We start from the raw sequence: 26,153 nt of genomic DNA on the forward strand, positions 1-26,153 counted from the left end.
CTTATTTTTTTAACAAAAATAGGACAAATTATTGGAATCACCGTTTATTTAAGGCGTCCTGAATGCTAATTTTTTTACCGTCGCGGAATGCAACTATGTACGCCGAATCAAATCCTTTCGCCTTGGCTTCGGCGAGATTTTCCTTAGCGGTGTCATAACTGCCTGTTTCCCCGTACATATATTTGTACAGCGTCCCATTATCCGAAGTAACTGAAATGTTCTTCAGTCCCTTAAAGTTCGAAGGGGTAAGGTCAAGTTTCTTGCCGCTGGCGGAAATTTGCACCTTAAACACCACTTCGCCGTTTGCAGCAGGCTTCACATCTTCCCTGGCGGCAGGTGTGGGCGTCGGAGTGACCGAAGGCTGCTTTTCCTCTTGCGGCGGCACCTTCTCGGCGTCACTTATGCGTTGCGACGGCTTGATTTCATTTTCATTTTCGCCGCTTCCGAAATAATCTTTCTTATAGCTCACAATCGCATTGGCAATGGCCTGAGCGATCTCCATCTGTCCTTCCTCAGAATCCAGTTCAGCACCTTCTTTCGGGTTGGAGATAAAACCCATCTCGATCAGCACCCTGGGCATGTATGCTTTGTGAAGTACCATATACGGTGCCTGCTTCACGCCGCGGTTTCTTTTTTTAAGGTCGTCGGTAAACCGGTGTTGGACCTTACTCGCCAATGCAATACTGTTGTCCTGATTTTCCTCTACCAGCAACGTCGTCCCGAAAATGGATTCGGGGGAATTCGGGTCGAAGCCCTTGTACGTTTCCTTATAGTCTTTCTCCATCACGATAACTTCGTTCTCGCGTTTAGCTACGGCAAGCGCCGAGGCGTTTTTAGACATACCCATCACGTGCGTTTCGGTTCCATAGGCCTCCTTGTTGGCATTGGCGTTGCAGTGGATGGACACAAAAACGTTAGCATCTGCCCGGTTGGCGATATTGGCGCGTTCCACGAGCTCAATGAAAACGTCTGTCTTCCTCGTATAGTTCACCTCAATCGAAGACATGCCTTCAAGGATCTTACCTACTTTGAGCACCACGGCCAACGCAATGTTTTTTTCCACATGTCCGTTATAGACCGCCCCGAAATCCTTTCCTCCGTGTCCGGCATCGAGCGTGACCTTAAATTTCTGGCCTTTTTGCGCCGATGCGGCCAAGGCCGAAATACACATCAATATCAGTAAAAAAGGTTTGATTTTATGGGAAAAATTCATATTTTGGTTAAAAGTTAATTTTAGTGAAACGTTAGCTTATAATTTTTAAAACTGACTATTTTTGCAAAAAATTACTGTAAGTTTGACACCGGAAAAAGGAAGCCTGATTTTTACAAAAATAGTATTTAAACATTTGCGGACAAACTTATTTCATATCGTTTTATCAGCAACTTTCTTAACATTGGCGACTGCCAAAACGTATGCCCAGGAACAGCCGAAGTCCAAAACTGACGCGGTTTTACAGCAAACTCCTGATTCTCTAAACCGTAACGCGCCGGAAACTGTAAAATTGCCGGTCCAAGGTCAGGATTCGGTAAAAAAGCCATTTCTTCAGAACATCGTAAAGCGCAAAGCGAAGGACTATGAACGGATGAACATGAAGACTAAGATCGGTACCTTATATAATGAGGCCGAATTGTACTACGAGGACATCGAACTCAAATCCGGGATTATACAGTTCAACTACGAAAAAAATGAAATTTATGCGGGCCGCATCAAGGATTCAACCGGCGCCTTAGTACAACGCCCGGTTTTCAAACAGGGCAGCAACGTCATAGAACCGGATTCGATCCGCATCAATACCGACACCAAAAAAGCGCTGATCTGGAATTCTCGGTCCAAGCAGATGGATTTCAACATCAAATCGCAGATTGCCAAAAAGGAGAACGATTCGGTTTATTTCCTGTACAAAACCAAATTCACCACCGCGGAAGATATCGAGAATCCGGAATATTTCATCCTCACACAACGCGCGAAGTTTGTGCCGAAAAAGAAAATTGTCGTGGGACTGTCGAATCTCTGGATTGCGGATGTCCCCACCCCTATTGCGCTGCCTTTTGCATTTTTCCCAATGTCCGAAAAAGCGCAGTCGGGCGTCATTATCCCGACATTCACTGATACAAGCCAGCAGGGATATTCGCTGCAGAATGGCGGGTATTATTTTGCACTCAGTGACAACTACGACCTGACGTTCCTTGGCGATTATTACACCAACGCGAGTTACGCGCTGCGGTTTGAGTCGTCTTATGCCAAACGCTACCGGTACAGCGGGAACGTAAACCTTCGTTTTGAACGGATCATCACCGGCGAGCGCGGGCTGCCCAACTACGCCAACCGGCGCGAGTACAACATCCAGTGGAGTCACAGGCAGGATGCGAAGTCCAATCCGAATTCAAAATTTGCTGCCTCAGTCAATTTAGGTTCGAGTACTTATTTTACCAATTCGCTGAACCAAAGTAACATCGGGGCCCGACTCAACAACACGCTGAGTTCGACGGTATCCTATTCGAAGACTTTCAATACGCTGCCGCTCGTCAACATTGCGCTCGCCGCCACCCACACGCAGAATACGGGTTCCAAACAAATCAGTATGACGCTACCAACTTTTACGGGAAGTGTGGACCGGATTTTCCCATTTGCGCCTAAAGATGGCGTGAAAAAGGGCCTGATCAAGAACATCAACCTGCAATATAGCGTGATTGCAGAGAACCGTTTCAATACCGTAGACTCCCTGTTTTTCAAGCCCGAAATGTTCAAAAACGCAATGAACGGGATGAAGCACAGCATCCCGATCAGCACGAATTTCAAGGTCGCGAAGTATTTCAGTGTGCCGATTTCAGTCAATTACAACGAAGTGTGGTACCTTAAAACCGTAAACAGGTATTTCGACAGGGAACTCAATCGCGTCGAAACGCGCGATGAAAATGGTTTTGACGCGTTCCGGACTTACAACTTCTCGACCGGTATCGGAACTACGGTTTACGGCACGTTCCAATTCAGCGAAAAGTCGAAGATCCGTGCCATCAGGCATGTCGTGAAACCTACGGTCAGTTATTCGTACACGCCAAGTTTCGAGCGGTATTACGATTATTATGACACCGATCCTGCGGGAACCATCCGGAAACAATACACGCGTTTTGAGAAGGGAATTTACGGTGCACCCGGACTGAACTATTCCAACCTCCTGAACTTCTCACTCAACAACACGCTCGAAGCCAAAGTCGTTGACCGCGACACCACCAAAACCGAACTTAAGAAAATCGTGCTGCTGAACAGCCTGAATTTCCAGACATCCTACGACATTTCTGCGGACTCACTCAAATGGTCTCCATTGCGTGTCAGTGGCGGAACGAACCTGTTCAAGGAAAAGATGAATATCAACTTCGGCGCGACGCTGAATCCGTACGCAGTTGACAATGCGGGAAAGGTGATCAATAAATTCAATATTGACAACGGCGGCAGCATTTTCAGGCTGACCAACGCCTTTATGTCCATAGGATACCGTATTGACAGCAAAGGCGGCGAACAAACTACCGGAAATTCAAACGACCAGGGACAACGAAACGGAGGCCGCGACGACGATCTTTTCGGGCGAAGTACCGACCTTAGTGACAGGCGCCAAAGCCAGTTCGATGAGGATGAGACACAGGATAAAGACACGCCCGCGACGTTTTACCATACCGAATTGCCGTGGGACCTGAATTTTGCTTATTCACTGACTTACAATAACACCTCGAGGCAGAATGACATTGTGGGTAATTCGCTGATGGTTTCAGGGAATATTGATCTGGCGCCCAAATGGAAGGTCGGCGTTTCAACCGGTTACGACTTCGTCCAAAAAGGAATTACCTTTACCCAACTGCGCTTTGAAAGGGATTTATTAAGCTGGCGGATGGATTTCAGCTGGGTACCGATCGGAATCAATACGTCCTGGGGATTCTTCATCGGGGTGAAATCAGGATTACTCAGTGACCTTAAATGGGAGAAAAGGAAAGCTCCGGATCGTATCATCAGATAAGTCTGAAAGTACTTCCCGCAACAGCATTTTAGCAATACCGTCCTAAACGGTCCGCTCTCGTCGGTCTTACTATCGGAAAACCGCACCGGCGGCAAACGAATTCACTCAACCAACCATATAAAATTAAATATGAAAAACATCATTATCACAGACCAGGCCCCTGCACCGATCGGCCCCTACAATCAGGCGATTGCGATTGGCGACTTGCTGTTTACATCGGGCCAGATTGCGCTGGATCCGGGCACTATGGAACTCGTTCTGGACGATATAGAAACGGAAACAAAACAAGTCATGGAGAACCTCAGGGCGGTGCTTGCCGCGAACAACATGACGTTCGATCATGTTGTAAAAACCACCATTTTCATCATGGATATGGCGGATTTTGCAAAAATCAATACAGTATACGGAAGTTATTTTAATGAAGACACTGCGCCGGCACGCGAAACCGTACAGGTCGCCGGGTTGCCGAAAGGCGTTAACGTAGAGATCTCGATGATTGCATCCCGGTAAACAGCAGCGTCAGGATCATTCAGGATGACTGCTGACGCTGTTTTATTATTTGTTCAAAGCATGGTATTGAATCAGGCCGTCAATCGGGCGACGCAGGACATTACCAATTTTAAGTCCGTGTTTTTGGAGGACTTCCTCGAGTTCTTCTTTCAGGTAAAAGGCGATTGACCCGATAAAATGCACCGGATACTTCCGTGCCTCATCATACTGCAGGATATAATTCTCGACAAACTTTTCCATTTCCTCGAAGATAAATTTGCGGCAAAACTCCGAATCCTTGTGGCGGATCAGGAATTTGGCAAATGTCGCCAGGTAGGCATTTGGGTTTGGTTCTTTGTACAAATGATGCTTCACCGTGTCGGGGGCCACATCATATTCTGAGGCGAACTCGGCCGCGAGCGCTTTCGGCATCTTATTGAAATAATACCCGCGCAGCAAGTGCCTGCCGAAACGATTTCCCGAACAATCATCCATAGCGATGTAGCCCAACGACTGTACTTTCTGGTGCAGCACGACACCGTCGAAATAACTGCAATTGGATCCGGTGCCCAGGATGCATACGACGGCTTTTTCGTTTTTGGGTGTCGTCGCGTAGACTGCCGCATAGGTATCTTCATGCACCGATACCACCGCATTGGGAAAATATTCCTTAAACACATCGGCAAGGAAATTTTTCATCCGGTCGGTGCCACAGCCCGCGCCGTAAAAATACAGGTGCGATACATTGTTTCGGTTGTGCGAGATGTCGAATTTGTCCTCCAGCCGGGTAATGACTTCTTCTTTAGACAATACTTCCGGATTCAGCCCCAGCGATTGTGTGGTGAACAATACTTTTCCGGATTCATCAATTGAAATCCAGTCTGCCTTGGTGGATCCGCTGTCTACTAATAATTTCATAGTTTGGTGTGGTTAGTTTTGTTGTTAAAACGAACTGAGCGGGTCATTCTCCGTCCGTGCGTCGCCTGCCCGTAGGACAAAAGCAACTTCTTCACTTTTCGTTAAAAGCTCAAAGATTGCTTCGCCGGTTCGCGTTGCGCTTTTGCAGGCCGCGGGAATGGCTCATAAAAAAACAACTCCCCTGATGTGAAATCGAAGGGAGCTGTAAATATATCAATTATTTCAAGCCGGCAACATGCACTGACAAATCAATCAGTTTGCTGGAGTAGCCGTATTCGTTATCATACCAGGAAACAATCTTGAAGAATGTGGTATTCAGGCCAATCCCGGCTTTCGCATCGATGATTGAAGTACGCGTATCAGAGACAAAATCCTGCGAAACGACATCGTCTTCGGTAAAGCCGATAATGCCTTTGTAATCCGTTTCCGATGCGTTCCTGAGCACTGCCATGATGTCTTCGTATGTTGTTTCTTTCTCGAGTTTCACGGTTAAATCAACTACCGATACATCAATGGTTGGCACCCGAAACGACATTCCGGTAAGTTTTCCGTTCAACGCCGGGATGACTTTTCCCACCGCTTTGGCAGCACCCGTCGATGACGGGATGATGTTTACGCTGGCCGCACGTCCGCCCCTCCAGTCTTTTTTGGAAGGACCATCGGCCACCATCTGGGTTGATGTCGTGGCATGTACTGTGGTCATCAGGCCTTCCACAATCCCGAAATGATCGTGGAGCACCTTTGCGAGCGGCGCGAGGCAGTTCGTAGTGCATGAGGCATTCGATACCACCGTGTCCGTTGCTTTGGCTTCCGTGTGGTTCACGCCCATTACAAACATAGGCGCATCAGCGGATGGGGCTGAGATAACCACTTTTTTAGCGCCGCCGCGGATGTGGGCCTGCGCCGTTTCGATGGTCGTGAAAATCCCGGTGGATTCTGCAACGACGTCCACACCGACTTCATCCCACTTCAGCGTGGCGGGATCTTTCTCCGCAGTGACGCGGATGTAACGGTCGTTTACATATAATTTGCCTTCTTTGACTTCGACTTTACCATTGAAACGTCCGTGAACCGAATCATATTTAAGCAAATATGCCAGATGATCCACATCGAGCAGGTCATTGATAGCGACCACTTCCACGTTATCACGGTTGAAAGTTTCCCGGAAAACAATTCTTCCGATGCGACCAAAACCGTTAATTCCTAATTTTACTTTTGACATTGTTTTATTATTTAGTTGATGATGAAATCTGACTGCCGGGGCTTTAGGTCGCTCACATAACTTTTAACCCCTGCACTACAAAATTCTTTATGTTGACATGATATCGGAAACGCGAAGCAGCTCCATATCGATTTCACTTTTTCCTTTGATGGCCTGTTCAAGCGGCGTCAGCGCAATTTTGTCTTCGAGCACACCGACCATAAAATTGGATTTGCCGTCCAGCAGCGACTCAACTGCTTTTACTCCAAGCCGGCTGGCCAGTACACGGTCATAACAGGTAGGCGCCCCACCGCGCTGCATGTGCCCCAGCACGGAGACACGCACGTCGTATTCTGGGAGATTTTCTTCCACATAATCCTTGAGCTCGAACACATTTTTCCCGATTTTATCCCCTTCGGCAATGACCACAATACTCGATGATTTGCCTGAGGCTTTGCTTTTCTTGAGTGATTCCAGCAACCGGTCGAGCCCCAGATCCTCTTCCGGAATCAGGATTTCTTCCGCTCCCGCTCCTATACCGGCATTGAGGGCGATGTGCCCGGCGTCACGGCCCATAACCTCGACAAAGAATAACCGGTTGTGCGAACTCGCGGTGTCGCGTATCTTATCGATGACTTCGACCACGGTGTTCAGCGCTGTGTCGTAACCCAGCGTGTGGCTTGTGCCAAAAATATCATTGTCAATCGTGCCGGGGATGCCCATTACCGGGAAACCGTACTCGTGGTTGAAGACTTCCGCGCCTGTAAAACTGCCGTCACCACCAATCACTACCAAAGCGTTTACACCGGCATTCACCAGGTTGTCGTACGCTTTTTTCCGGCCTTCCGGCGTCATAAATTCCTTGGAACGGGCAGATTTCAGGATGGTGCCTCCTTTGTTGACGATGTTGTTGACACTCCTCGGACCCATTTCCTTAAAATCGCCCTCAATCATTCCCTGGTATCCACGGTAAATTCCGATGCATTCTATATGATGATAAGCGCACGTCCTGACGACTGAGCGGATCGCTGCGTTCATCCCGGGAGCGTCACCACCGGAAGTAAGCACGCCGATCTTTTTTATCTCTTTTGACATTTTTTCGACTTTTGAAATGCTAATGTAGCAAAGATACGCCACTTCAAACCCCGAGTTTTTACTAATTTAACAAAACTGTGGATTTCAAACGTTTTCGTTAATAAGTTTTTAATTTTAGCTGGCTGTAAAGGCAAAATGCCGATAAAAAGTGGGAATTTTGGGAAAAGCCGGCGTTGCTTAATCTTCTTTTGGCGGAGCGCCTTCGGTGTTGGGTTTTGGCGCAGGATCGTCGTGTTTCTTTTTATCGTTGATGTGCATATAGGATGGCAGCACCTCAGAGTCTGGCGGCAAATCGTCCGAATCTTTCCTCGGCGTTTCCACCTTTTTCGCCTTGAATATTTTATTGACAAGTTGCTGAAACGTGTCAAAGTCCACTTCATAAGTAATACCCACGCCCTGTGTATAGCCAATCCCCTCCCCTATGTAATTGATGTCATTTTCACGATTGAAAAACCGCAGGTTGGCTGTGCCGTCCTCATTGATGCGGTATTGCACCTCGACGTTCCCGATAATGGTCGATTCATTGACACCCCCGACGGGCACACCCACCTGTCCATTTACGGAAACCCGGTCATTTACTTTGGTCGAAACCTTAAAGCCTACCTGGCCCGTCGTTTCCATAGTTGGCGTCCGGTCCGGAGACACCACGAGCAGGTCAACGTTGACCTTATCATCGGCATTCTGGAAAATATTGTCAAAAATCCCTATACCGGTTTCGAGCAGGTTGTTCGTGAAAGCGCTTTGCGTCACCCCCTCGTTGCTCAGGAAACCGCCCGTCGCCAGCAATGTCAGCGCCTGTGTCTGGCGGATATCCTTATCGTCAAGTTTGGTCTGGATTTCCGATTTCAGGACGGCATTTATGGTTGGGAAATTAATATCGAAATTGATCTCGGGGTTGCTGAGTATACCGGTAACCAAAATCCCCACATTTACCGGCACTTTGCGGTTTACCGAGGCGTTGTCAAGCAATATCGCGGGATTGGCATCGGTTTTGTAGACGGCTTCCAGGTTAAGCCTGGCGCGCAGCGGATCGCCGTCCCAGGTGATGTAACTGTTTTTCTTAACCGCCAGCGTCTTGTTGATCAGCCCACGGTACCTGAAGTTGTACGAACCTTCCCAGACGGCATAGTCACCCGTCATCTGGAATTTTCCGCGCGTGTCGATTTCCAGAAGCAGGTTCCCCACACCACGCGCATTCATACCATGACCCGATTCGCGGTCAAGGATCACTTCGATATCGGCGTTCTGGTTTACGTCGAGGTTGAACTTCATCGAAAGGCCTTTGTAGTTGCTGTCGGGGTTTGTGGACAGGATGCCGTTCCGGATGTTCTCTTTTTCCTTTGGACTGTAGAAGTGGATGTAGTTCCTGGTGCTCGTTGCTTCAGTGTCATTAATCGGGATCTTGATGGCCGTGCCCGGAGCCGATTTGGCATCTACGCCGATAAACAGGTCTCCGGTAGGGCCTGAAATGGTCGCTGTACCATCGATGAAGGCCGTGCCATAATAAGCTGCATCCTCGGAGTCCTTCGTGTCAAGTGCCAAAAACCGGTCGCTGCTGATGGCAAGATCCAGGTTCCAGTCCGAGAAATTTTTATGCTTGATCGTACCGTTCACCCGGCCTTCAGTGTTGTACTTCGTGTCGACCAGCGTGGCGTTCTGGAATATGAACTGGTTTTCAGAAAGGTCAATGATCGAATTGTCGCGGAAAGCATAATCCGTATTGAGGTATGGGATCTTCAATCCGGCCTCTTCCAGGAACAGGCGGCCGTTGATATCGGGTTTCTTAAACGTTCCCGAAATGTTGGATGTCCCCGAAATAAAGCCCCGTATGTTCGAAATTACCGAGCCCCCCAGCGGACTCAAAGCCGCAATGTTAAAGCGGTTGAAGCGCATGTCCACGTCCATCTGCGTTTCCTTATTGGCAATCTCGAAGGTACCTTCGGCCACAAACGATTCCACATTGTCATTCTCAAGCACCGAATTGACCGTGAATTTCCGGAACGATTCATCGCCTTCAATGTTCAGGCGCATGTTCCCCAACCCGATATCATTGACATTCAACCCGTCAATACGCAACGACGAGGTGGGCTGAAACACCTTCTTGTCCTGTTTAAAATTGATTTTACCATCGAGCCTGCCCGTCACCCTGAGGCTGTCGACCGTGGGCAGTACTTTGGACAAATCCACTTTTTCAAAATTGAGGCTCAGGTCTTTGTATGTAGAATCCCTGAGCTGGCCCATGAGTTCCATCTTTTGGTTTTCATGTGACATCATGATGGTATCGATGGCGAAATGCTGCAGTTTCTTGTCGAAAACAATCTTATTGCCGTCGTCGGAATTTTCATTCAGAAACCAAAGGTAGTCTTTGAATTTAAGTTCCGATTTCTTAATGCCCACCACGTTATTCTTATTCTTATCGATGGTATGGTACAAATTGAGGTTGAAGAAATCGCTGCCTTTTGTACCGCCCTTGAATTCCGATCGCACAAACATGGTGTCCTTCATCGTCACGTTGATTGCACTGAAATCGGACACTTTGTAATATTTGGTCTTGATGCTGTCCATTTCGATGAACGCATTGAACAGCGGGTTCTTGTTGTCAATATTGAGACTTACCTTTTGGAACTCGTTGTCGAACGCCTTGATGTCGGGCGAACTGAAATTCATCTTAAAGTCGCTTTCATCGGAATTGATGCTGCCGCGCACAAAGGTGTTCGACCCAACTTCTATCCCTGGATAAAAAATCTCGACAATCTTGTTGTATATACTGAGGTTGAATTTTAGGAATTGCCCTTTCGTAACCCTGTTTGGCTTGTAATTGGTGTAAAGACTGCCGGCAGAGTTCTGCAGGATTTTCCCCAATTCCGCAAACCGGAACTTACCGGTCACCTTGCCATCCACAACGTCGGGTGAGTTGATCGAAATCGTCCTCACACCCTGGTTGTCAAAAGAGGATTCCAGCGTAAAATCATCAAAAATGTAGTTGTCTTTCCTGTTTTGGTACGATGCCTGTGCGATATTGACCTTTCCGCGCATGTTGTCGACCGTCGTCCCGGAGATGTCCATTCGGATATCACCTTTAAAAATCGAAATCGTATCTTTAATGAAATGCAGTTTGTGCAGGTCAGCATAATCGATCTGCGTATGGAAATCATAGCGTTTCTCCTTTCCGCTCAGATCCAGCAGTCCGTCAAAGTCCATAAACAGGTTCGGATCGTTGATGATGGCCCGTCCTTTGTAAAATGGGCTTTTGAGATTGCCGTCAATCTCGATGTTGGTGTAAATATAACGGTTGTAATACAATTTGGAGACTTTGCCGCTGACTTTAGTCGCGAGGTTTTTGGTTGTAAAACCGCTTCCGTCAGCATCAATATCGAAGCTGACAATGCCCAGGTCGCTGCGCTCGATAAATTTCCCGATGTTAAACCGGTCAGCGATAATATGGCCCTGATACACCGCATCGTCGATATCATCGATGTTTGACATGTTAAGATCGGCCTTGATATTCCCGATTTGCGTCGAAAGGTAAAAATCGGTCACCAGCGTTTCCGGAGTGAGCTCCACGTTGCCATTGAGGTTAAATCGTCCGAGTTTCTGCAATGAGGTCGGCAACTTTTTACCCAACACATCGGGCATGATGGCAGCAAGGTCGTCGTAGGTGGAGTTGAGCTTGCTGAACGCTGCCTGCATATAGAATGCATCTCCTTCTTTCCCGAAAAGATTCTTGAACACCACATCGCCGTTGATCCGCGAATTGCGGTTGTCGACCAAATGCAGGTTACGGAAAAACAGGTTATTCAGCGTCCCGGAAACGTCTGATTTCATGTCAAAAATCTTGTCGCCGCTAATGCCTTTATAAAAATACCTGATGTCGTTGCTCGAAACGGACGCTTCCATTTTTTTCGCCGTAATCCAGACCTGGTTGTTGAAATCGGCCATGCCGCCCTGTCGGTATTTCAGGCTGACATCGCCCTTGAAATGCGAATATCTGGTTTCGAGGTCGAGTTGGTCCAGGCTGATGTGCGTTTTGTCATACAGGAACTTCGCAGTCAGATTTTTCACGCGTACGCCACGGTAGTCCCGGAAAGCCATTTTGTTTATTTTGGCCGATACCTCCGGGCCGTAAATCTTGAAGTTGCTGATCGAAGCATCAAGCTTACTGAAATCAGCGTCCTTCGGATTTGCCCTGTTCTCGTCGAAAACCAGGAAACGGCTGTCGGTAAAATAAACGTTTTGTGCCTTAAGCAGGAATTTGCGCCCAGAAGGTTTTTTGCCATCATCAAAAAGCGAAATGAATGTATTGATGTTGGATTGCGTTTCGCCTTTGTAGGTTTTGAGCTTAAACACCATTTTATCAAGCCTGATGTCGCCAAAGAACAGGTCACCGTTATAGGCTTCGCTGAAACTCAGTATGTTTGTCTTGATGCGGTTGGCATAAATCAGCGTGTCGTTATGGTGGTCGCGGATCATCACCTTTTTTAACTTCACGCCCCCAAAAACCGAAACGGCGACCTGCTCCACACGGATGTTCGTCTTGTAGTCGGCGTTGATCCTTTCGGTTACATATTGCCCGATTGCAGTTTGTACGACCGGAAGCGACAACACGATCGCGATGCCCAGGAAAAGCAGCACGACACCCAGCAGTGTCCGGAGAAATTGCCTCTTGAACACAAAAAGCGCCTCCCTTACAATAGCCCGGATTACGGCAGCCTTCGATTGCAGCCGGTACAATCCCGGCGCTGACCGGTTTAAGGAATTGAAATAAATCCATAAGACCAGACATCCAATGACCCAACAACTCAGGAAAGCCCAAGCCAGGCTTATGGTTTTTTGAGGAATGGCCACTGCTATCGCAACATGGAATAACGATATGGCAGACATGACGACGAACGCGGACTTTGCCTTGCCGGCCGCCTGGAGCACGTGGTTTCCGCCGATGAACCATGCCAGGAAAGGCAGTGAAAACAGTATAGGGAAGAAAAAATCATTGCCGGCACCACCGCTCAGGGCCAGCATTCCAGCCACAACCACCGAAGCCACAGCCAGCAACAGTGCCACGGCCTGGCTGCCATAAAGCGCGGCTAAGGTCGAATCATCACCCGATTCGGTTGCGCGCACACGCACCCGCCAGGCGCCCATACTCACCGACACGGCCAGCGTGGCGGCAAGCAATGCCATCAGCGCGGGTAATGCCATCGGGGCGACGAAGGTAATCCCTCCCATCGGCCAGGAGAACACGGCGGTAATCGCGAGATGAAGCAGTGTCAGTAAAATGCCTGCGGAAGAGAATGCCGGCTTTTGTGCTGAGGCATTGCGGGTGGGTATGTTTTGAGGGTCTACTGCCATGAAATCATCAGTTTAATGCTTCCGGCAATGCCAACATCAGTAAGAGACGCTGAATGGAATACCAACGTCAGTGCGCGTCCTGAGCGGAGCGACGAAACTGAAATACTATCTTTACTGAAACCTGAATGTCTAATTTTCCTGAATTTTATTTTAAAAAAGCAGCAACGGCCTTTGGCAAAAAATAGTTACTTTTGGCTTGTCAAATATAATTCAAAAATCCTCTGTTTATGCAACCTGAAGCAGTTTTTATACTGTCCATTGAAAGTTCCTGCGATGATACTGCGGCAGCCGTAATGCATAACGACAAAGTACTGTCGAATGTTGTAGCAAACCAGCTGATACACCAGCAATATGGCGGGGTCGTTCCTGAACTGGCCTCGAGGGCACACCAGCAGAACATCGTTCCCGTGGTCGATGCGGCACTACAGAAAGCAGGCGTCACCAAAGAACAGCTGAGCGCGATTGCTTTTACGCAGGGCCCGGGATTGATGGGTTCACTGCTTGTCGGGACGTCGTTTGCCAAATCATTGTCACTGGCGCTTGGCATCCCGCTGATTGCCGTAAACCACATGCACGCGCACATCCTGGCGCATTTCATTGACGAAGATGGATTCGACAAACCGGAATTCCCTTTCCTGGCATTGACGATTTCGGGCGGCCACACTCAAATCGTGAAAGTCAATGGTTTTTTTGACCTCGAAATTATCGGTGAGACTACTGATGATGCGGTCGGAGAAGCATTCGACAAAACCGCGAAGATACTCGGACTGCCGTACCCCGGTGGGCCTTTGGTTGATAAATACGCGCAAAGCGGCAACCCGAAAGCATTTGAATTTACAAAGCCTAAAGTGCCCGGACTTGATTTCAGCTTCTCGGGACTGAAAACGCAAATCCTGTATTTCATTCAGAAAAATGTCGCACAGAATCCGGATTTCATTACCGAAAATACTGCCGATATCTGCGCCTCTATCCAGCATACGATCATCAACATCCTGATGGATAAGCTAAAACTGGCCGTTCTTGAAACCGGGATAAACCAGGTGGCCATCGGCGGCGGCGTATCCGCAAACTCAGGAATACGGAGTACCCTGAAAGAGGCTGAATCAAAATATGGCTGGAAAACTTTTATCCCGAAATTTGAATACACGACGGACAACGCCGCCATGATCGGGATAGTCGGCTACCAGAAGTTCCTTCACGAAAAGTTCAATGATCACGCGGTGGTCTCTAAAGCGCGGATTGCATTTTAACCATGCAGCTTTTTTACAATCCCGACATCGATCAAAACGCAGCTACCTTCGCATTCGACAGGGAAGAAAGCAGGCATATTGTTAAAGTGTTGCGCAAGAATAACGGTGATATTTTACATGTTACCAACGGGTTGGGGTTTTTATTCAAGACAGAAATTGCGCTGGCGTCTGAAAACAAATGCCAGGTAAGGATTGTTTCATTTGAAAGGTTCGAACGCCCTAAACCACACCTGCATCTTGCCGTGGCACCAACAAAGATGAACGAGCGTTACGAGTGGTTTCTTGAGAAAGCCACTGAGATCGGCATCGCGGAAATCACCCCGATCCTTTGCGACCATTCTGAACGCAAAATCATTAAGACCGAGCGCATGGAGAAAATCCTGCTGTCAGCGATGAAGCAGTCAAACCAATATTTCTTGCCCAGACTCAATGAACCGATAGCGTTCAGGGCGTTTGTATCGAAACAATATGACGGACTTAAATTTATTGCGCATTGTGCAGAAACCGATAGAAAAAGCCTTAAGAGCCAGCTCCAGCCTGACACGGACTGTACACTATTGATCGGACCAGAAGGTGATTTTTCGGAAAAAGAGATTACCTTAGCGGTTGAACAAAACTTCATGCCTGTAACGTTAGGCGAGACCAGGCTGCGTACGGAAACTGCTGCTATCGTTGCCTGCCACAGCATCGTGTTCTTCAATGAAAAATAACATTATGAAAAAACTCTTCTGCCTTCTATTCCTGCTACCGCTGTTCGTTCCTGCACAGGAAATTGCGCTGATCAAATACAATGGCGGCGGTGATTGGTATGCGAACCCAACCTCATTGCCGAACCTGATTAAATTCTGCAACCAAAACATCCGAACCAGGATCAAGGCCAAACCCGCAACAGTAGAGCTGTCCAGCCCGGATCTGTTTTCCTATCCTTTCGTACATGCTACCGGCCACGGTAATGTCGTTTTCAGTGATGCGGAAGTGATCAACCTGCGTAAATACATGCTTTCGGGCGGATTTGTGCATTTTGACGACAATTACGGCATGGACCAGTACCTGCGTAAGGAAATAAGGAAGGTCTTCCCTGACCAGGAGTTGGTCGAAATACCGGCGTCCCATCCCATTTTCCAGAAACCCTTCCCATTTCCTTCCGGCCTGCCTAAAATCCATGAACATGATGGGAAACGTCCTCAGGCATTCGGCATTTTTATTGAAAACCGTCTCGTGTTCCTGTATACTTTTGAATGCGACCTCGGCGACGGCTGGGAGGATCCTGAAGTACACAACGACCCGAAGGAAGTGCGCGAGAAAGCATTGAAGATGGGCGCCAACATCCTCAATTACGTTTTCAACAATTAATATGATTACGTCAGGGACAATCTCAAACGGCATCCTCAAGGCCATTGCTACACTGGCGTTGGTCGTTGCGGCCATATACTTTATCTGGCAGATACAGACGGTCATTTATTACCTGATTGCAGCGCTGATCCTGACACTGATCGGCAATCCTATACAGCTTTTTTTTCGGCGGAAACTCAAATTTTCGGTGACTATGGCCACCGCCGCGACACTGTTTATCTTCCTGCTGATAATCGTTGGGTTGATTATGATGTTTGTCCCGCTTGTGCTCTCACAAAGCGAAAACCTCTCGGTACTGGACACCAGGGAAATCGAGGCCAATGTGAGCGCGTTGCTTTCCAAAATCAACCATTTCCTGATTTCTCATGGCATCGACAGCAAAAACACCATCAACATTTCAAAAATCACGTCGAAACTGGATTTTAACTTCATTCCTGCGTTCCTGAATTCGGTTTTGGGCACGTTGAGCAGTTTCGGGATGGGTCTCGCGTCCGTCCTGTTCATCACGTTCTTTTTCCTGAAAGACAAAATCAGCTTCATTATCGGAATAAAAAAAATACTGCCTGACAATCATGAGGAGAAAATCCTGAATTCTCTCAACAAAATCAACGATTTGCTGAGCCGTTATTTTATCGGGCTGCTGCTGCAGTTGTTCATTGTGTTTGTAATGTACTGGATTGTACTGCTGATTTTTGGCATAGAAAACGGATTTGTGATTGCGTTCCTTTGCGCAGTACTCAATATCATCCCGTATATCGGGCCACTGATCGGATCGGTACTGGCGGCCATCCTGACGATGATCAGTAATTTAGGACTGGATTTTCAGACGGAGATCCTGCCAAAAACCATTTACGTGGTTATCGGTTTTGCCGTCGTACAGTTCATCGATAACAATTTCTCCCAGCCGATTATTTTTTCCAAAAGTACCAATTCGCATCCGCTCGAGATTTTTCTGGCGATCCTGATCGGCGGCTTCCTGTTTGGGGTACTGGGCATGATAGTAGCGGTTCCGGTTTATACCATGCTTAAAGTGATTGGCAAGGAATTTATGCCTGAAAACCAAATTATCAGGCTATTGACTAAAAATATTTAGTGTTGGACCACCCGATATTACGCCCGGAGATCCAGGAGTTCATCGACGCAAAAGTCGGTTCAGATGTCAAAGCTTTGGCGCTGCTTAAAAACCCATTCCCCGACGTGCGATGGATTGACATCCTCGACCAGATTTCGGCAAAAACAAAAGCGCAGGCGAAACTTCCCACATGGTTTAAAACGAGCAATATTATCTATCCTTCGAAGCTTTCAGTTGAGCAAACCTCCTCCGAAAGAACCGCGGAATACAAGGCACGACTGGTTTCGGGCCACAGCCTCATTGATCTTACCGGCGGTTTCGGCGTTGATGATTTTTATTTCTCGAAAAAGGTTGGCACGGTTGTACATTGTGAGATCGACGCCGAACTGTCCGAAATCGTAAAGCACAATCTTTCCACGCTGCAAGTGCAGAACATTGTCTGCCTGCAGGGTGACAGCGCGGGTGTTCTAGCGGCATCGGATCAAAAATACGACTGGATTTACATTGATCCTTCGAGGCGGAATGAGACAAAGGGCAAAGTCTTTATGCTCAAGGACTGCAGTCCGGACGTACCCCGACTATTGGACCTGTATTTCACAAAATCGGACCACATCCTGATTAAGACCGCGCCGTTGCTCGATCTGTCTGCCGGGATGGCAGAATTGCGGCATGTCCGTAAAATCCATATTGTCGCGCTCAATAATGAGGTCCGCGAACTGCTTTGGGAACTTTCCGCGGGTTATAGCGGCGAGATTGAAATAGATACCGTGAACCTCACCAAATCAGACGAGCAGTATTTCAGTTTCAAACCCGACGCAGCATACCATGCAGTCATCGGATTGCCAAAACGATACCTCTACGAGCCCAATAGCGCGATAATGAAATCGGGCGGATTTAATGCCATTGCCGAAAAATTTAAACTGACAAAACTGCATCTGCATTCCCATCTGTACACGGCGGATGAAATCCTGCCATTTCCCGGCCGCGTGTTTGAAGTCACCGGAGTGATTCCTTACGAGAAGCAGGCGATGCGAAAACTGATTGAAAACCGACAATGCAATATTTCAGTGCGTAATTTTCCTGAAACTGCCGAAGTCATCCGCAAAAAATGGAAAATAAAAGACGGCGGTGAAACCTATTGTGTTTTTACAACGAACGCGGATAATCGCAAAATAGTTTTAATTTGCGCCAAAATTACCCCACCATGAAATACGCCCTTCTGCTCGTACTTTGTGCGCTGAGCATCAAACTTTCTGCACAGGATTGTGATTACGCCGAAAAATTCACCGACAGCCTTGGTACCTATAAAACGACGAAAGATTACGTAATCAGCGAGAAAAACTTTGCCGGCAAATCCAGTTATATCTTTTTCAAGCTCATCAACAGCAGTGGCACACCGATCCTGAACTTTCAGGCGATACAAAAAAGTGCCGACTTCATCAAGGCGACCTGTTTTGACAGCAACTCAAAACTGTACCTCCAACTGGAAAATGGAAAAATCGTTACACTCATCCACGATACCGATGAGAGCTGCGGCACGATGGTACGTATTGAGGAGGAAAATAAGTATTCGCGTTTCCTCTCCGGAAATTTTCTTTTTGTGAAGGGCAGCATGGAAGACCTCAAGAGCGCACCCATTTCGCTGCTCCGCGTAAAATCAGCGACTGAAATGAGCGATTTTGTCATCAGGAAAGAGCTCGTCTCTGAACTGACGGGCAAAACCTACCAACCCTCCGCCTATTTTATGAATTTCCTCAAATGCATCGAGGATTAAGGACAATCCCATGTAAAATCGGACAAAGGGTCCCCGGACGAACCCCCCAGATTGTAATGCCACCACTCTGATGCAAACGCCTTGAAACCGCATTTGAGCATGACTTTCTTAAGCTTTTTGCGGTTTTTGAGCACAGCGTCTGAAAGATCCTGATAGTCGTGCGCTGCCTCCCTCCCGAAAAAGTCGAAAGGCGTTCCCATATCGAGCTCAATCCCGTTTTGATCGACCAGGGTAATGTCTACGGCGCCGCCGCGATTGTGTATAGAGCCTTTGGCGGGATCCGCAACGTACTCAGGATTGCTCACGATTTTCCACATTTTCCTTTGCACCGACAACGGCCTGTAACAATCGAAAAGTTTGATCTTATAGCCCATTTTCAGGAATTTCCTGTTGGCTTTGAGCAACGACCTCACGGTCTTGAGGCGCAGGTAGCATTCGGGACAGTCGTACACTGCCGACTTCAGGAAGTTGTCCTCAGTTGCATATTTCATATCCAGTACAAAATCACTGCTGTAGTCCCTGATATTGACAAAGGTGGTGTCCGACGGGCTCTCCTGTGCGGTCAGTTTCAGGCAGCAAAACAGCAGTAAGGCAAACAATTTTTTCATGCCTGAAATATAACAAAAAAACCACTGTCTCCAGTGGTTTTTCGTGATCGCAGAAGGATTCGAACCTTCGACCGCCTGCTTAGAAGGCAGGTGCTCTATCCAGCTGAGCTATGCGACCCTGCTTAAAAGCGTGCAAATATAAGATTATAAATTGAAAGTACAAGCCGTAATTTTATTTCTTTTTATGCATGGGCGTGCCCCTCCTGGGTCGGGCTATCCGCTATAGTCCTCGCCTTGCAGGCTGCGGGCTGCCGCTGCTGTCCCTCACGCATCCCGACGCTGAATTTACGGTCACGTCCGATAGTGGGAATAAAAAAAGCTGAACCTTGCGGGTTCAGCTTTTTGATGGTCGGGGTGGCAGGATTCGAACCTGCGGCCTCCTGCTCCCAAAGCAGGCGCGATAACCGGGCTACGCTACACCCCGAAAAAAACAAGCGGAGAGACAGGGACTCGAACCCTGGCGACGTTTGCACGTCGACAGATTAGCAATCTGCTCCGTTACCACTCCGGCACCTCTCCTGTTTTTTAAGAACGCGCTTTTTGTTCAAAGCGGTTGCAAATCTAAGCCTTCGTTATTTATTTTACAAGGAAATGCGGAGTTTTTTTGCATTTTTTTTCGCTCCGGTATTGAAGCATTTAGTAATCAAACATATAAAGATTTCCAATTCATTTTTGCAGCGTTTAATACAGCGGCATTTACCGCCAAACCGACCATCTTGGCTTGCACTTTAGATCCGGCAGCCTCGTCACAATATCAGGCTCCCGGATTCAATATCCTTAAAACAGGGAGGTTTTGTTTATGATAATTTATTAAATTCGCAACGTAAATAAAAAAATTCCATATCATGAATAAAAAAGTTGTAATTGTTGCTGCTGCAAGGACCCCAATCGGAAGTTTTATGGGCGCCTTATCGACTGTATCCGCACCACATTTGGGCGCCGCGGCGATCAGGGGCGCTTTGGATAAGATCAAACTGGATCCGACCCTCGTTGACGAGGTGATCATGGGTCATGTCGTGCAAGCCGGCACAGGGCAGGCTCCGGCGCGCCAGGCGGCACTGTACGCAGGGTTGCCGAACAGTGTCATCGCCACGACGGTCAATAAGGTTTGCGCTTCGGGTATGAAAGCCGTGATGCAGGGCGCACAGGCCATTATGGCTGGCGATGCCGAGGTTGTGGTCGCCGGCGGTATGGAAAACATGAGTATGATTCCGCACTATATGCATTTGCGGAGCGGCGTGAAGTTCGGCCCTGCAACCATGATCGACGGCATGCAGAAAGACGGCCTGACGGATGCATATGACAATAACGCGATGGGCGTCTGCGCTGATTTGTGCGCGACGGAGTACGGCTTTTCAAGGGAGGACCAGGATGCGTTCGCCATCCAATCTTACGAGCGCTCGGCGAAAGCCTGGGACGCGGGTAAATTTGATAATGAGGTTATTCCTGTTGCCGTGCCGCAACGCCGCGGTGAACCGGTCATGGTCACAAAAGACGAAGAGTATACCAATGTTAAACTCGATAAGATCCCATCGTTGAACCCTGCATTTACCAAAGAGGGTACGGTGACGGCTGCAAACGCGTCAACCATCAACGACGGTGCAGGTGCCGTGATTCTGATGAGTGAGGAAAAAGCCATGTCGTTAGGACTAAAGCCCTTGGCGTATATCAAAGGCTATGCCGACGCGGCCCAGGAACCCAAATGGTTTACCACGGCTCCTGCTAAAGCGTTGCCGAAAGCGTTGGACAAGGCTGGCATCGCGCTCGCTGACGTCGATTTCTTTGAATTCAACGAAGCGTTTTCAGTGGTGGGACTTGCAAACGCCAAAATCCTTGGTTTGGATAACGATAAGGTCAATGTCAATGGTGGCGCGGTATCGCTTGGGCATCCGCTGGGTGCCTCGGGCGTGCGCATCATAATCACACTGATCAATGTCCTGGAACAGCACAATGCACGCCTTGGGGCGGCAGCCATTTGTAACGGCGGCGGCGGCGCATCGGCGATTGTGATTGAAAGAAATTAAGCAACGCGAATGATCTGCTACAGGCGTCCCGAAATTCTCGGGACGCTGTGTTTAGCCCCGATGGAAGCGGCATCCTTTTGTTTTTTGAAAAAAAACAAAAGATACAGCGGACAGCGGGATAAAGCTCCAGAAAAATATCCAAATATTGAACGGAAGTTTTAAAATGCCGAATGATTTTCGGACATTTGGAAGCCAACACCAAAATTGATTACTTAATGTACGGAATCTGCAATCTGGCCATCATTCCATTACGTGCTGAGGCGAGCGACCGCAGCGAAATTGTGTCGCAGGTATTGTTTGGCGAGCATTTCGAAGTGCTGGAAGTTCAAAAGCAATGGGCGAAAGTCAGGCTCCATTTTGACGGTTACGAAGGATGGATTGATGTAAAACAGTACCAACCCGTACTGGCCGGGGATTATGCCCAGCTTTGTGAAGATGCGCTGGTGATGAACGCTGACCTGATCGAATATGTCACCTCAGGGGATAACCTGCTGATGCCGGTGCCGTTGGGTGCGTCATTGTCATTCCTGAACCATACCGGAATCAATACGCCGGAATTTGTTTTTGAGGGCTTGCGGACCAGCGGCCTGAAGCCCAAATCTGAACTGGTGAACACCGCTTTCCTTTACCTGCATGCGCCGTACCTGTGGGGCGGCAAGACGCCTTTTGGCATTGATTGCTCAGGATTCACCCAAATGGTATACAAGCTCAATGGCTACAAGTTGCTGCGGGATGCCTCGCAACAGGCGACGCAGGGTGATGCGCTGAGTTTCATCGAGGAAAGCGAACCGGGTGACCTCGCCTTTTTTGACAATGAGGAGGGCAACATCATCCATGTGGGCATCATCATGAAAGACAACTACATCATACATGCCAGCGGAAAAGTCCGTATTGACCGGCTTGACCATCTCGGGATTTACAATGCAGAAACCAACAGGCACACGCATAAGCTCCGGGTCATCAAGAAAGTGATATAAAAAAAGCCTGCTTTGATAGCAGGCTTTTTTATTGCGTTTGCACGCCGTTATTCTTTTATCGTGGCTTTAAGTGCCTTTGCCTTATCGAGCATGTCAAGCGCATTGTAGACGCTGACAAGGGATCTTTTGGCCTCGTTGTCGTTAGGGTCTTGCTTCAGGTGTTTTTCAAGGTAAGCAACTGATTCGGCCAAGACTGCGTCGCGTTGCTTCTTCAGCTCATCATACTTTTTATTGTCAGCCGCAGAATTCCCTAATTGGTTCATTTGATTAAGCAACTTGTCAGACACATCCAACTTAAGTGCTGCCATATTGAAGTTAACTGAGGGAAAATCCGGCTTGAGTTCCATAACCCTGTTATAGAATTTCTCAGCACTTACAAAATCCTTGTTTTTGTAGCTTACAACACCCATGTTGAAAATCAATTGTGCATTGCTCGGGTCTTTCTCAAGGATTTTAGAAATGATTTTTTTATAGGTTTCCTCATCCTTGTTGGTGTAGTATAGCGCCGCCTCATCTAACATAATCGAAGTGTCCGTCGGGTTTGCCGCTTCCGCTTCAGCGATAATGGCCTTGACCTCGTCATTCAGCACGCCTTTCTTCATCTGGATGATGGCGATGCTCCTGAGGATGCCCGGCCTTTTGGACAGGTTTTTCTCATCGGTCGGTTTTTCATACGTACCCCCTTTTACGGCATTGTCACGGGATTCTTTGTTGATGAATCCTTCTTCCTTCCCGGTAAGCTTTGACACCGCAATGTAACTGGTTCCTTCACCTGTATAATTAATTTGTCTGAGTTCCATCAGCAACGGCAGTGCGAGATCATTGTCGTTGGAATTCAGGGCCGCGCTCGACGCGTTAAACAGATAGTCTGTCTGGGTCTTGTCCAATTGGTAAAGTTGGTAATACTTTTGGGAAGATTCCTTGTATTTTCCCGCGGCGTAATCTTTATACGCGTCATTTTTCATCGCATTGGTAATCACAAGTTGCGCGGCTTCTGCCTGCTTGCTGTACTTTGATTTCCCGCTTTTTTTCTCCACCTCGTTGAGTGATTGGTAGCTTTTAAGCGCTTCTGCGTAATTTTTTGATGATTCAACGCCCCTCTTGGCCAATTCGGCGTAAACGTTTCCTTTAATATAGAAAAACTGCGCGCGGTCATCATCATTGGCCAGTAAGGCTTCTGCCTGAGCCAGGTTGTTCTGGGCGCCTGCCATGTCACCACTCTTGACTGCCTTTTCTGCAGCCTTCAACTGGTCCTTCTGTGCAAAAGATCCGGCTGAAAACAGCAACGCGGACGCCATTATTACAAATTTAGTTTTCATATAAATTCATTTTAATTATTATTCTTCAGTATCGATTTCTACATCCGAAACCGGACCGGCATTATCCTCGTCACTGATTTCAGAAGTGGAGTCCGTGGTTTCCAATGGCCTGCCTTCTGCTGCCGCCTCTTCCACAGCACCTTCAAGGGCTTCTTCCTCATCTTCTTTCATGACTTTGGTAACTGCGGCGATGGAATCGTTTCCTTTGATGTTAATCAGCCTCACACCCTGAGTGGCACGTCCCATCACCCTCAGGTCCTCAACGGCCATCCTGATGGTCAGGCCGGATTTGTTGATGATCATCAGGTCATCGGCATCGGTAACGCTGTTGATGGATACCAATTTGCCGGTTTTTTCTGTAATGTTCAGGGTTTTTACCCCTTTTCCGCCGCGGTTTGTCACGCGGTACTCTTCAAGGCTGGAGCGTTTTCCGTAACCGTTTTCAGCCACCACAAGGATTTCGCTGTTCATATCGTTTACGGTTACCATACCGATCACTTCATCGTTTTCATCCTGCAGTGTAATACCACGTACACCCGACGCAGTCCTTCCCATCGGACGGGTCTTGCTTTCCTCAAACCTCACGAGTTTCCCGGACTTGACAGCTACCAGTACCTGGCTTTCGCCATTGGTCAGTTTGGCTTCGAGCAATTCGTCGTCCTCACGAATGGTGATCGCCGCGACACCGTTTACCCTTGGCCTCGAATATTGCTCGAGCGACGTTTTTTTCACCTGACCCTGCTTAGTGACCATAATCAGGTAATGGTTGTTGATGTAATTCTGGTCTTTGAGGTCCTGCGTACAGATAAAAGCCTTGACTTTGTCGTCATTCTCAATATTGATCAGATTCTGTATTGCACGCCCTTTACTGGTTTTGCTGCCTTCCGGAATTTCGTATACACGCATCCAGAAGCATTTCCCTTTTTGCGTGAAGAACAGCATGTACTGGTGGTTGGTCGCCACATACATGTGTTCGAGAAAATCCTGGTCGCGTGTGCCGGCACTCTTCTGCCCTACACCACCGCGGTTCTGTGTTTTGTATTCGGAAAGCGGCGTACGTTTGATGTAGCCCGCATGCGAAATCGTAATCACGACATTTTCATCGGCAATCAGGTCTTCGATACTTACGTCACCACCGGAATATTCGATTTGGGAGCGGCGCTCATCACCATATTTATCGCGGATTTCGGCCAGTTCTTCCTTGATGAGCTCCATACGAAGCTCTTTGCTGGCCAATAATGCTTTCAAGCGTTCGATCAGCTTCATGATTTCCTCGTACTCTGCACGCAATTTGTCCTGCTCGAGTCCGGTCAGCTGGCGCAGACGCATTTCGACTATCGCTTTCGACTGTATGTCAGACAGGCTGAAACGTTCCATCAACCTTTCCCGTGCCTGATCGGTATTGGCGGAGCCTCGTATAATCGCAATCACTTCGTCTATATTGTCCGAAGCGATGATCAGCCCTTCGAGGATGTGTGCCCGTTCTTCCGCTTTGCGCAAGTCAAACTGCGTACGGCGGACCACCACATCATGGCGGTGCTCTACGAAATAGTGGATCAGGTCTTTCAAATTCAGCATCTGAGGTCTTCCGCTGACCAGCGCGATATTGTTTACGCTGAAAGAAGATTGAAGCTGCGTGTATTTATATAAAGTATTCAGGACGACATTCGGTACCGCGTCACGCTTCAGGATGTACACGATGCGCATCCCGTTCCGGTCTGATTCGTCACGGATGTTGGCAATGCCGTCAATTTTTTTCTCGTTGACCAGATCGGCTGTTTTCTTGATCATTTCGGCCTTGTTGACCTGGTAAGGAATTTCCGTAACGATAATCGATTCACGGCCTTCGACTTCCTCAAAATTCACTTTGGCGCGCATCACAATCCTGCCACGTCCGGTCTTGAACGCCTCCCGTACGCCTTCATAACCATAAATCACACCGCCAGTCGGGAAGTCAGGCGCCTTGATGTGATGCATCAACTCGTCAACTTCAATGTCATTGTTGTCAATATAAGCCAACGTACCGTCAATCACCTCCGTCAGGTTGTGGGGCGGCATATTTGTGGCCATTCCAACCGCAATTCCGGAAGCACCATTTACCAGAAGGTTCGGCACTTTGGTCGGCATTACTTTTGGCTCATAAAGCGTATCGTCAAAGTTTAGCTGGAAATCGACCGTTTCCTTGTCGATATCGGCCATGATTTCCTCCGAAATCTTTTTCATCCTGGCCTCGGTGTAACGCATCGCTGCAGGGCTGTCTCCATCGACTGAACCGAAGTTACCCTGTCCGTCGACGAGCAGGTAACGCAGGCTCCATTCCTGGGCCATACGCACCATTGCATCGTACACAGAGGTATCACCGTGCGGGTGGTACTTACCCAGAACTTCTCCCACGATCCTCGCGGATTTTTTGTGGGCACGGTTTGATAAAACACCCAGTTCGTACATTCCGAAAAGCACGCGGCGGTGTACGGGCTTCAAACCATCCCTTACATCAGGCAGCGCCCTTGATACAATAACCGACATCGAATAATCGATGTAAGCTGACTTCATTTCGTCTTCAATGTTAATCGGAATTAACCTTTCTCCGTCAGACATACTATTATTTTGGTTTAAAATTATATAATTAAAAAATCCCGCTAATATAACCTTTTCGGGTTATTCCCCGTATATATCAATACAGAAATTTGGCTGATTTATTAACAAACAGCGCAACG

General features: G+C 48.0%; 18 protein-coding genes and 3 tRNA genes. 10 read left to right on the plus strand and 11 right to left on the minus strand.

The features are described from left to right. Window positions 1-37: 37 nt before the first annotated feature. Complete coding sequence (locus HYN48_RS11480; protein ID WP_108371851.1) at window positions 38-1,213, minus strand: N-acetylmuramoyl-L-alanine amidase family protein; 1,176 nt, start codon at window positions 1,211-1,213, stop codon at window positions 38-40. Window positions 1,214-1,589: 376 nt separating this feature from the next. Here HYN48_RS11480 and HYN48_RS11485 point away from each other — a divergent pair, with 376 nt between their 5' ends. Further along, window positions 1,590-4,010 carry a putative LPS assembly protein LptD gene (locus tag HYN48_RS11485; protein ID WP_245945951.1) on the plus strand — a complete coding sequence of 807 codons (2,421 nt, stop codon included), beginning with the start codon at window positions 1,590-1,592 and terminating at the stop codon, window positions 4,008-4,010. A 129-nt stretch (window positions 4,011-4,139) separates the two neighbouring features. After that, a complete protein-coding gene (locus HYN48_RS11490) occupies window positions 4,140-4,520 on the plus strand; it encodes a RidA family protein (protein ID WP_108371855.1) in 381 nt (126 codons plus the stop codon). A gap of 45 nt (window positions 4,521-4,565) precedes the next feature. On the opposite strand, the gene HYN48_RS11495 is transcribed toward HYN48_RS11490, so the two are convergent. From HYN48_RS11495 to HYN48_RS11510, 4 genes are all read right to left on the minus strand, one after another. Next, complete coding sequence (locus HYN48_RS11495; RefSeq protein WP_108371857.1) at window positions 4,566-5,417, minus strand: BadF/BadG/BcrA/BcrD ATPase family protein; 852 nt, start codon at window positions 5,415-5,417, stop codon at window positions 4,566-4,568. Window positions 5,418-5,634: 217 nt separating this feature from the next. Continuing rightward, window positions 5,635-6,639 (minus strand): type I glyceraldehyde-3-phosphate dehydrogenase, encoded by a 1,005-nt coding sequence (gene gap / locus HYN48_RS11500; protein ID WP_108371859.1) that lies wholly within the window; start codon window positions 6,637-6,639, stop codon window positions 5,635-5,637. Window positions 6,640-6,726: 87 nt separating this feature from the next. Further along, window positions 6,727-7,713: a 6-phosphofructokinase gene (gene pfkA, locus HYN48_RS11505; protein WP_108371861.1), complete on the minus strand. Its 987-nt coding sequence runs from the start codon at window positions 7,711-7,713 to the stop codon at window positions 6,727-6,729. A gap of 177 nt (window positions 7,714-7,890) precedes the next feature. Then, window positions 7,891-13,059: a translocation/assembly module TamB domain-containing protein gene (locus tag HYN48_RS11510; RefSeq protein ID WP_245945952.1), complete on the minus strand. Its 5,169-nt coding sequence runs from the start codon at window positions 13,057-13,059 to the stop codon at window positions 7,891-7,893. 227 nt (window positions 13,060-13,286) lie between these two features. Here HYN48_RS11510 and tsaD point away from each other — a divergent pair, with 227 nt between their 5' ends. From tsaD to HYN48_RS11540, 6 genes are read left to right on the plus strand one after another with little or no spacing between them, the layout of a single operon-like run. Next, complete coding sequence (tsaD, locus tag HYN48_RS11515; protein WP_108371863.1) at window positions 13,287-14,309, plus strand: tRNA (adenosine(37)-N6)-threonylcarbamoyltransferase complex transferase subunit TsaD; 1,023 nt, start codon at window positions 13,287-13,289, stop codon at window positions 14,307-14,309. 2 nt (window positions 14,310-14,311) lie between these two features. Beyond that, window positions 14,312-15,019 (plus strand): 16S rRNA (uracil(1498)-N(3))-methyltransferase, encoded by a 708-nt coding sequence (locus HYN48_RS11520; RefSeq protein ID WP_108371866.1) that lies wholly within the window; start codon window positions 14,312-14,314, stop codon window positions 15,017-15,019. 4 nt (window positions 15,020-15,023) lie between these two features. After that, on the plus strand, window positions 15,024-15,662 hold the full coding sequence (locus HYN48_RS11525) for a DUF4159 domain-containing protein (protein ID WP_108373598.1): 639 nt from the start codon (window positions 15,024-15,026) through the stop codon (window positions 15,660-15,662). A 1-nt stretch (window position 15,663) separates the two neighbouring features. Beyond that, complete coding sequence (locus tag HYN48_RS11530; protein ID WP_108371868.1) at window positions 15,664-16,755, plus strand: AI-2E family transporter; 1,092 nt, start codon at window positions 15,664-15,666, stop codon at window positions 16,753-16,755. A 2-nt stretch (window positions 16,756-16,757) separates the two neighbouring features. Continuing rightward, entirely contained in the window at window positions 16,758-17,942 is a 1,185-nt protein-coding gene (locus tag HYN48_RS11535; RefSeq protein ID WP_108371870.1) for a THUMP-like domain-containing protein, read from the plus strand. Continuing rightward, the gene (locus HYN48_RS11540) at window positions 17,939-18,508 is read left to right on the plus strand and encodes a hypothetical protein (RefSeq protein WP_108371872.1); all 570 of its coding nucleotides are present in this window, start codon (window positions 17,939-17,941) and stop codon (window positions 18,506-18,508) included. The genes HYN48_RS11535 and HYN48_RS11540 overlap by 4 nt, the downstream gene beginning before the upstream one ends. Here HYN48_RS11540 and HYN48_RS11545 read toward each other — a convergent pair. From HYN48_RS11545 to HYN48_RS11560, 4 genes are all read right to left on the minus strand, one after another. Further along, window positions 18,505-19,116 (minus strand): M15 family metallopeptidase, encoded by a 612-nt coding sequence (locus HYN48_RS11545; RefSeq protein ID WP_108371875.1) that lies wholly within the window; start codon window positions 19,114-19,116, stop codon window positions 18,505-18,507. The two genes, HYN48_RS11540 and HYN48_RS11545, sit on opposite strands and share 4 nt — an antisense overlap. 44 nt (window positions 19,117-19,160) lie before the next feature. Next, a tRNA-Arg gene (locus tag HYN48_RS11550) sits at window positions 19,161-19,234 on the minus strand. A 228-nt stretch (window positions 19,235-19,462) separates the two neighbouring features. Next, window positions 19,463-19,540, minus strand: a tRNA-Pro gene (locus tag HYN48_RS11555). Window positions 19,541-19,551: 11 nt separating this feature from the next. Next, window positions 19,552-19,635: transfer RNA gene (locus HYN48_RS11560), tRNA-Ser, on the minus strand. Between the two features lie 326 nt (window positions 19,636-19,961). On the opposite strand from HYN48_RS11560, the gene HYN48_RS11565 reads away from it, so the two are divergent. Both HYN48_RS11565 and HYN48_RS11570 read left to right on the plus strand, forming a co-directional pair. Further along, the gene (locus HYN48_RS11565; protein ID WP_108371877.1) at window positions 19,962-21,140 is read left to right on the plus strand and encodes an acetyl-CoA C-acyltransferase; all 1,179 of its coding nucleotides are present in this window, start codon (window positions 19,962-19,964) and stop codon (window positions 21,138-21,140) included. Window positions 21,141-21,355: 215 nt separating this feature from the next. Continuing rightward, complete coding sequence (locus tag HYN48_RS11570) at window positions 21,356-22,117, plus strand: C40 family peptidase (RefSeq protein WP_108373601.1); 762 nt, start codon at window positions 21,356-21,358, stop codon at window positions 22,115-22,117. Window positions 22,118-22,164: 47 nt separating this feature from the next. Here the strand turns inward: HYN48_RS11570 and HYN48_RS11575 are convergent, their stop codons facing one another. Continuing rightward, window positions 22,165-23,436, minus strand: a complete 1,272-nt coding sequence (locus HYN48_RS11575) for a hypothetical protein (RefSeq protein WP_146171769.1) — start codon at window positions 23,434-23,436, stop codon at window positions 22,165-22,167. An 18-nt stretch (window positions 23,437-23,454) separates the two neighbouring features. Further along, the gene (gene gyrA, locus HYN48_RS11580) at window positions 23,455-26,034 is read right to left on the minus strand and encodes a DNA gyrase subunit A (RefSeq protein ID WP_108371882.1); all 2,580 of its coding nucleotides are present in this window, start codon (window positions 26,032-26,034) and stop codon (window positions 23,455-23,457) included. Between the last annotated feature and the right edge of the window lie 119 nt (window positions 26,035-26,153).

Source organism: Flavobacterium magnum (assembly GCF_003055625.1).
GTDB lineage: Bacteria > Bacteroidota > Bacteroidia > Flavobacteriales > Flavobacteriaceae > Flavobacterium > Flavobacterium magnum.

What these genes read in the sequence shown, in the direction of transcription:
- HYN48_RS11565 (WP_108371877.1), top strand. Translation starts at nt 19,962, where the DNA reads ATGAATAAAAAAGTTGTAATTGTTGCTGCTGCAAGGACCCCAATCGGA.
- HYN48_RS11570 (WP_108373601.1), top strand. Translation starts at nt 21,356, where the DNA reads ATGTACGGAATCTGCAATCTGGCCATCATTCCATTACGTGCTGAGGCG.
- HYN48_RS11480 (WP_108371851.1), bottom strand. Translation starts at nt 1,213, where the DNA reads ATGAATTTTTCCCATAAAATCAAACCTTTTTTACTGATATTGATGTGT.
- HYN48_RS11490 (WP_108371855.1), top strand. Translation starts at nt 4,140, where the DNA reads ATGAAAAACATCATTATCACAGACCAGGCCCCTGCACCGATCGGCCCC.
- pfkA (WP_108371861.1), bottom strand. Translation starts at nt 7,713, where the DNA reads ATGTCAAAAGAGATAAAAAAGATCGGCGTGCTTACTTCCGGTGGTGAC.
- HYN48_RS11520 (WP_108371866.1), top strand. Translation starts at nt 14,312, where the DNA reads ATGCAGCTTTTTTACAATCCCGACATCGATCAAAACGCAGCTACCTTC.
- gap (WP_108371859.1), bottom strand. Translation starts at nt 6,639, where the DNA reads ATGTCAAAAGTAAAATTAGGAATTAACGGTTTTGGTCGCATCGGAAGA.
- tsaD (WP_108371863.1), top strand. Translation starts at nt 13,287, where the DNA reads ATGCAACCTGAAGCAGTTTTTATACTGTCCATTGAAAGTTCCTGCGAT.
- HYN48_RS11575 (WP_146171769.1), bottom strand. Translation starts at nt 23,436, where the DNA reads ATGAAAACTAAATTTGTAATAATGGCGTCCGCGTTGCTGTTTTCAGCC.
- HYN48_RS11540 (WP_108371872.1), top strand. Translation starts at nt 17,939, where the DNA reads ATGAAATACGCCCTTCTGCTCGTACTTTGTGCGCTGAGCATCAAACTT.
- HYN48_RS11525 (WP_108373598.1), top strand. Translation starts at nt 15,024, where the DNA reads ATGAAAAAACTCTTCTGCCTTCTATTCCTGCTACCGCTGTTCGTTCCT.
- HYN48_RS11530 (WP_108371868.1), top strand. Translation starts at nt 15,664, where the DNA reads ATGATTACGTCAGGGACAATCTCAAACGGCATCCTCAAGGCCATTGCT.
- HYN48_RS11495 (WP_108371857.1), bottom strand. Translation starts at nt 5,417, where the DNA reads ATGAAATTATTAGTAGACAGCGGATCCACCAAGGCAGACTGGATTTCA.
- gyrA (WP_108371882.1), bottom strand. Translation starts at nt 26,034, where the DNA reads ATGTCTGACGGAGAAAGGTTAATTCCGATTAACATTGAAGACGAAATG.
- HYN48_RS11510 (WP_245945952.1), bottom strand. Translation starts at nt 13,059, where the DNA reads ATGGCAGTAGACCCTCAAAACATACCCACCCGCAATGCCTCAGCACAA.
- HYN48_RS11545 (WP_108371875.1), bottom strand. Translation starts at nt 19,116, where the DNA reads ATGAAAAAATTGTTTGCCTTACTGCTGTTTTGCTGCCTGAAACTGACC.
- HYN48_RS11485 (WP_245945951.1), top strand. Translation starts at nt 1,590, where the DNA reads ATGAAGACTAAGATCGGTACCTTATATAATGAGGCCGAATTGTACTAC.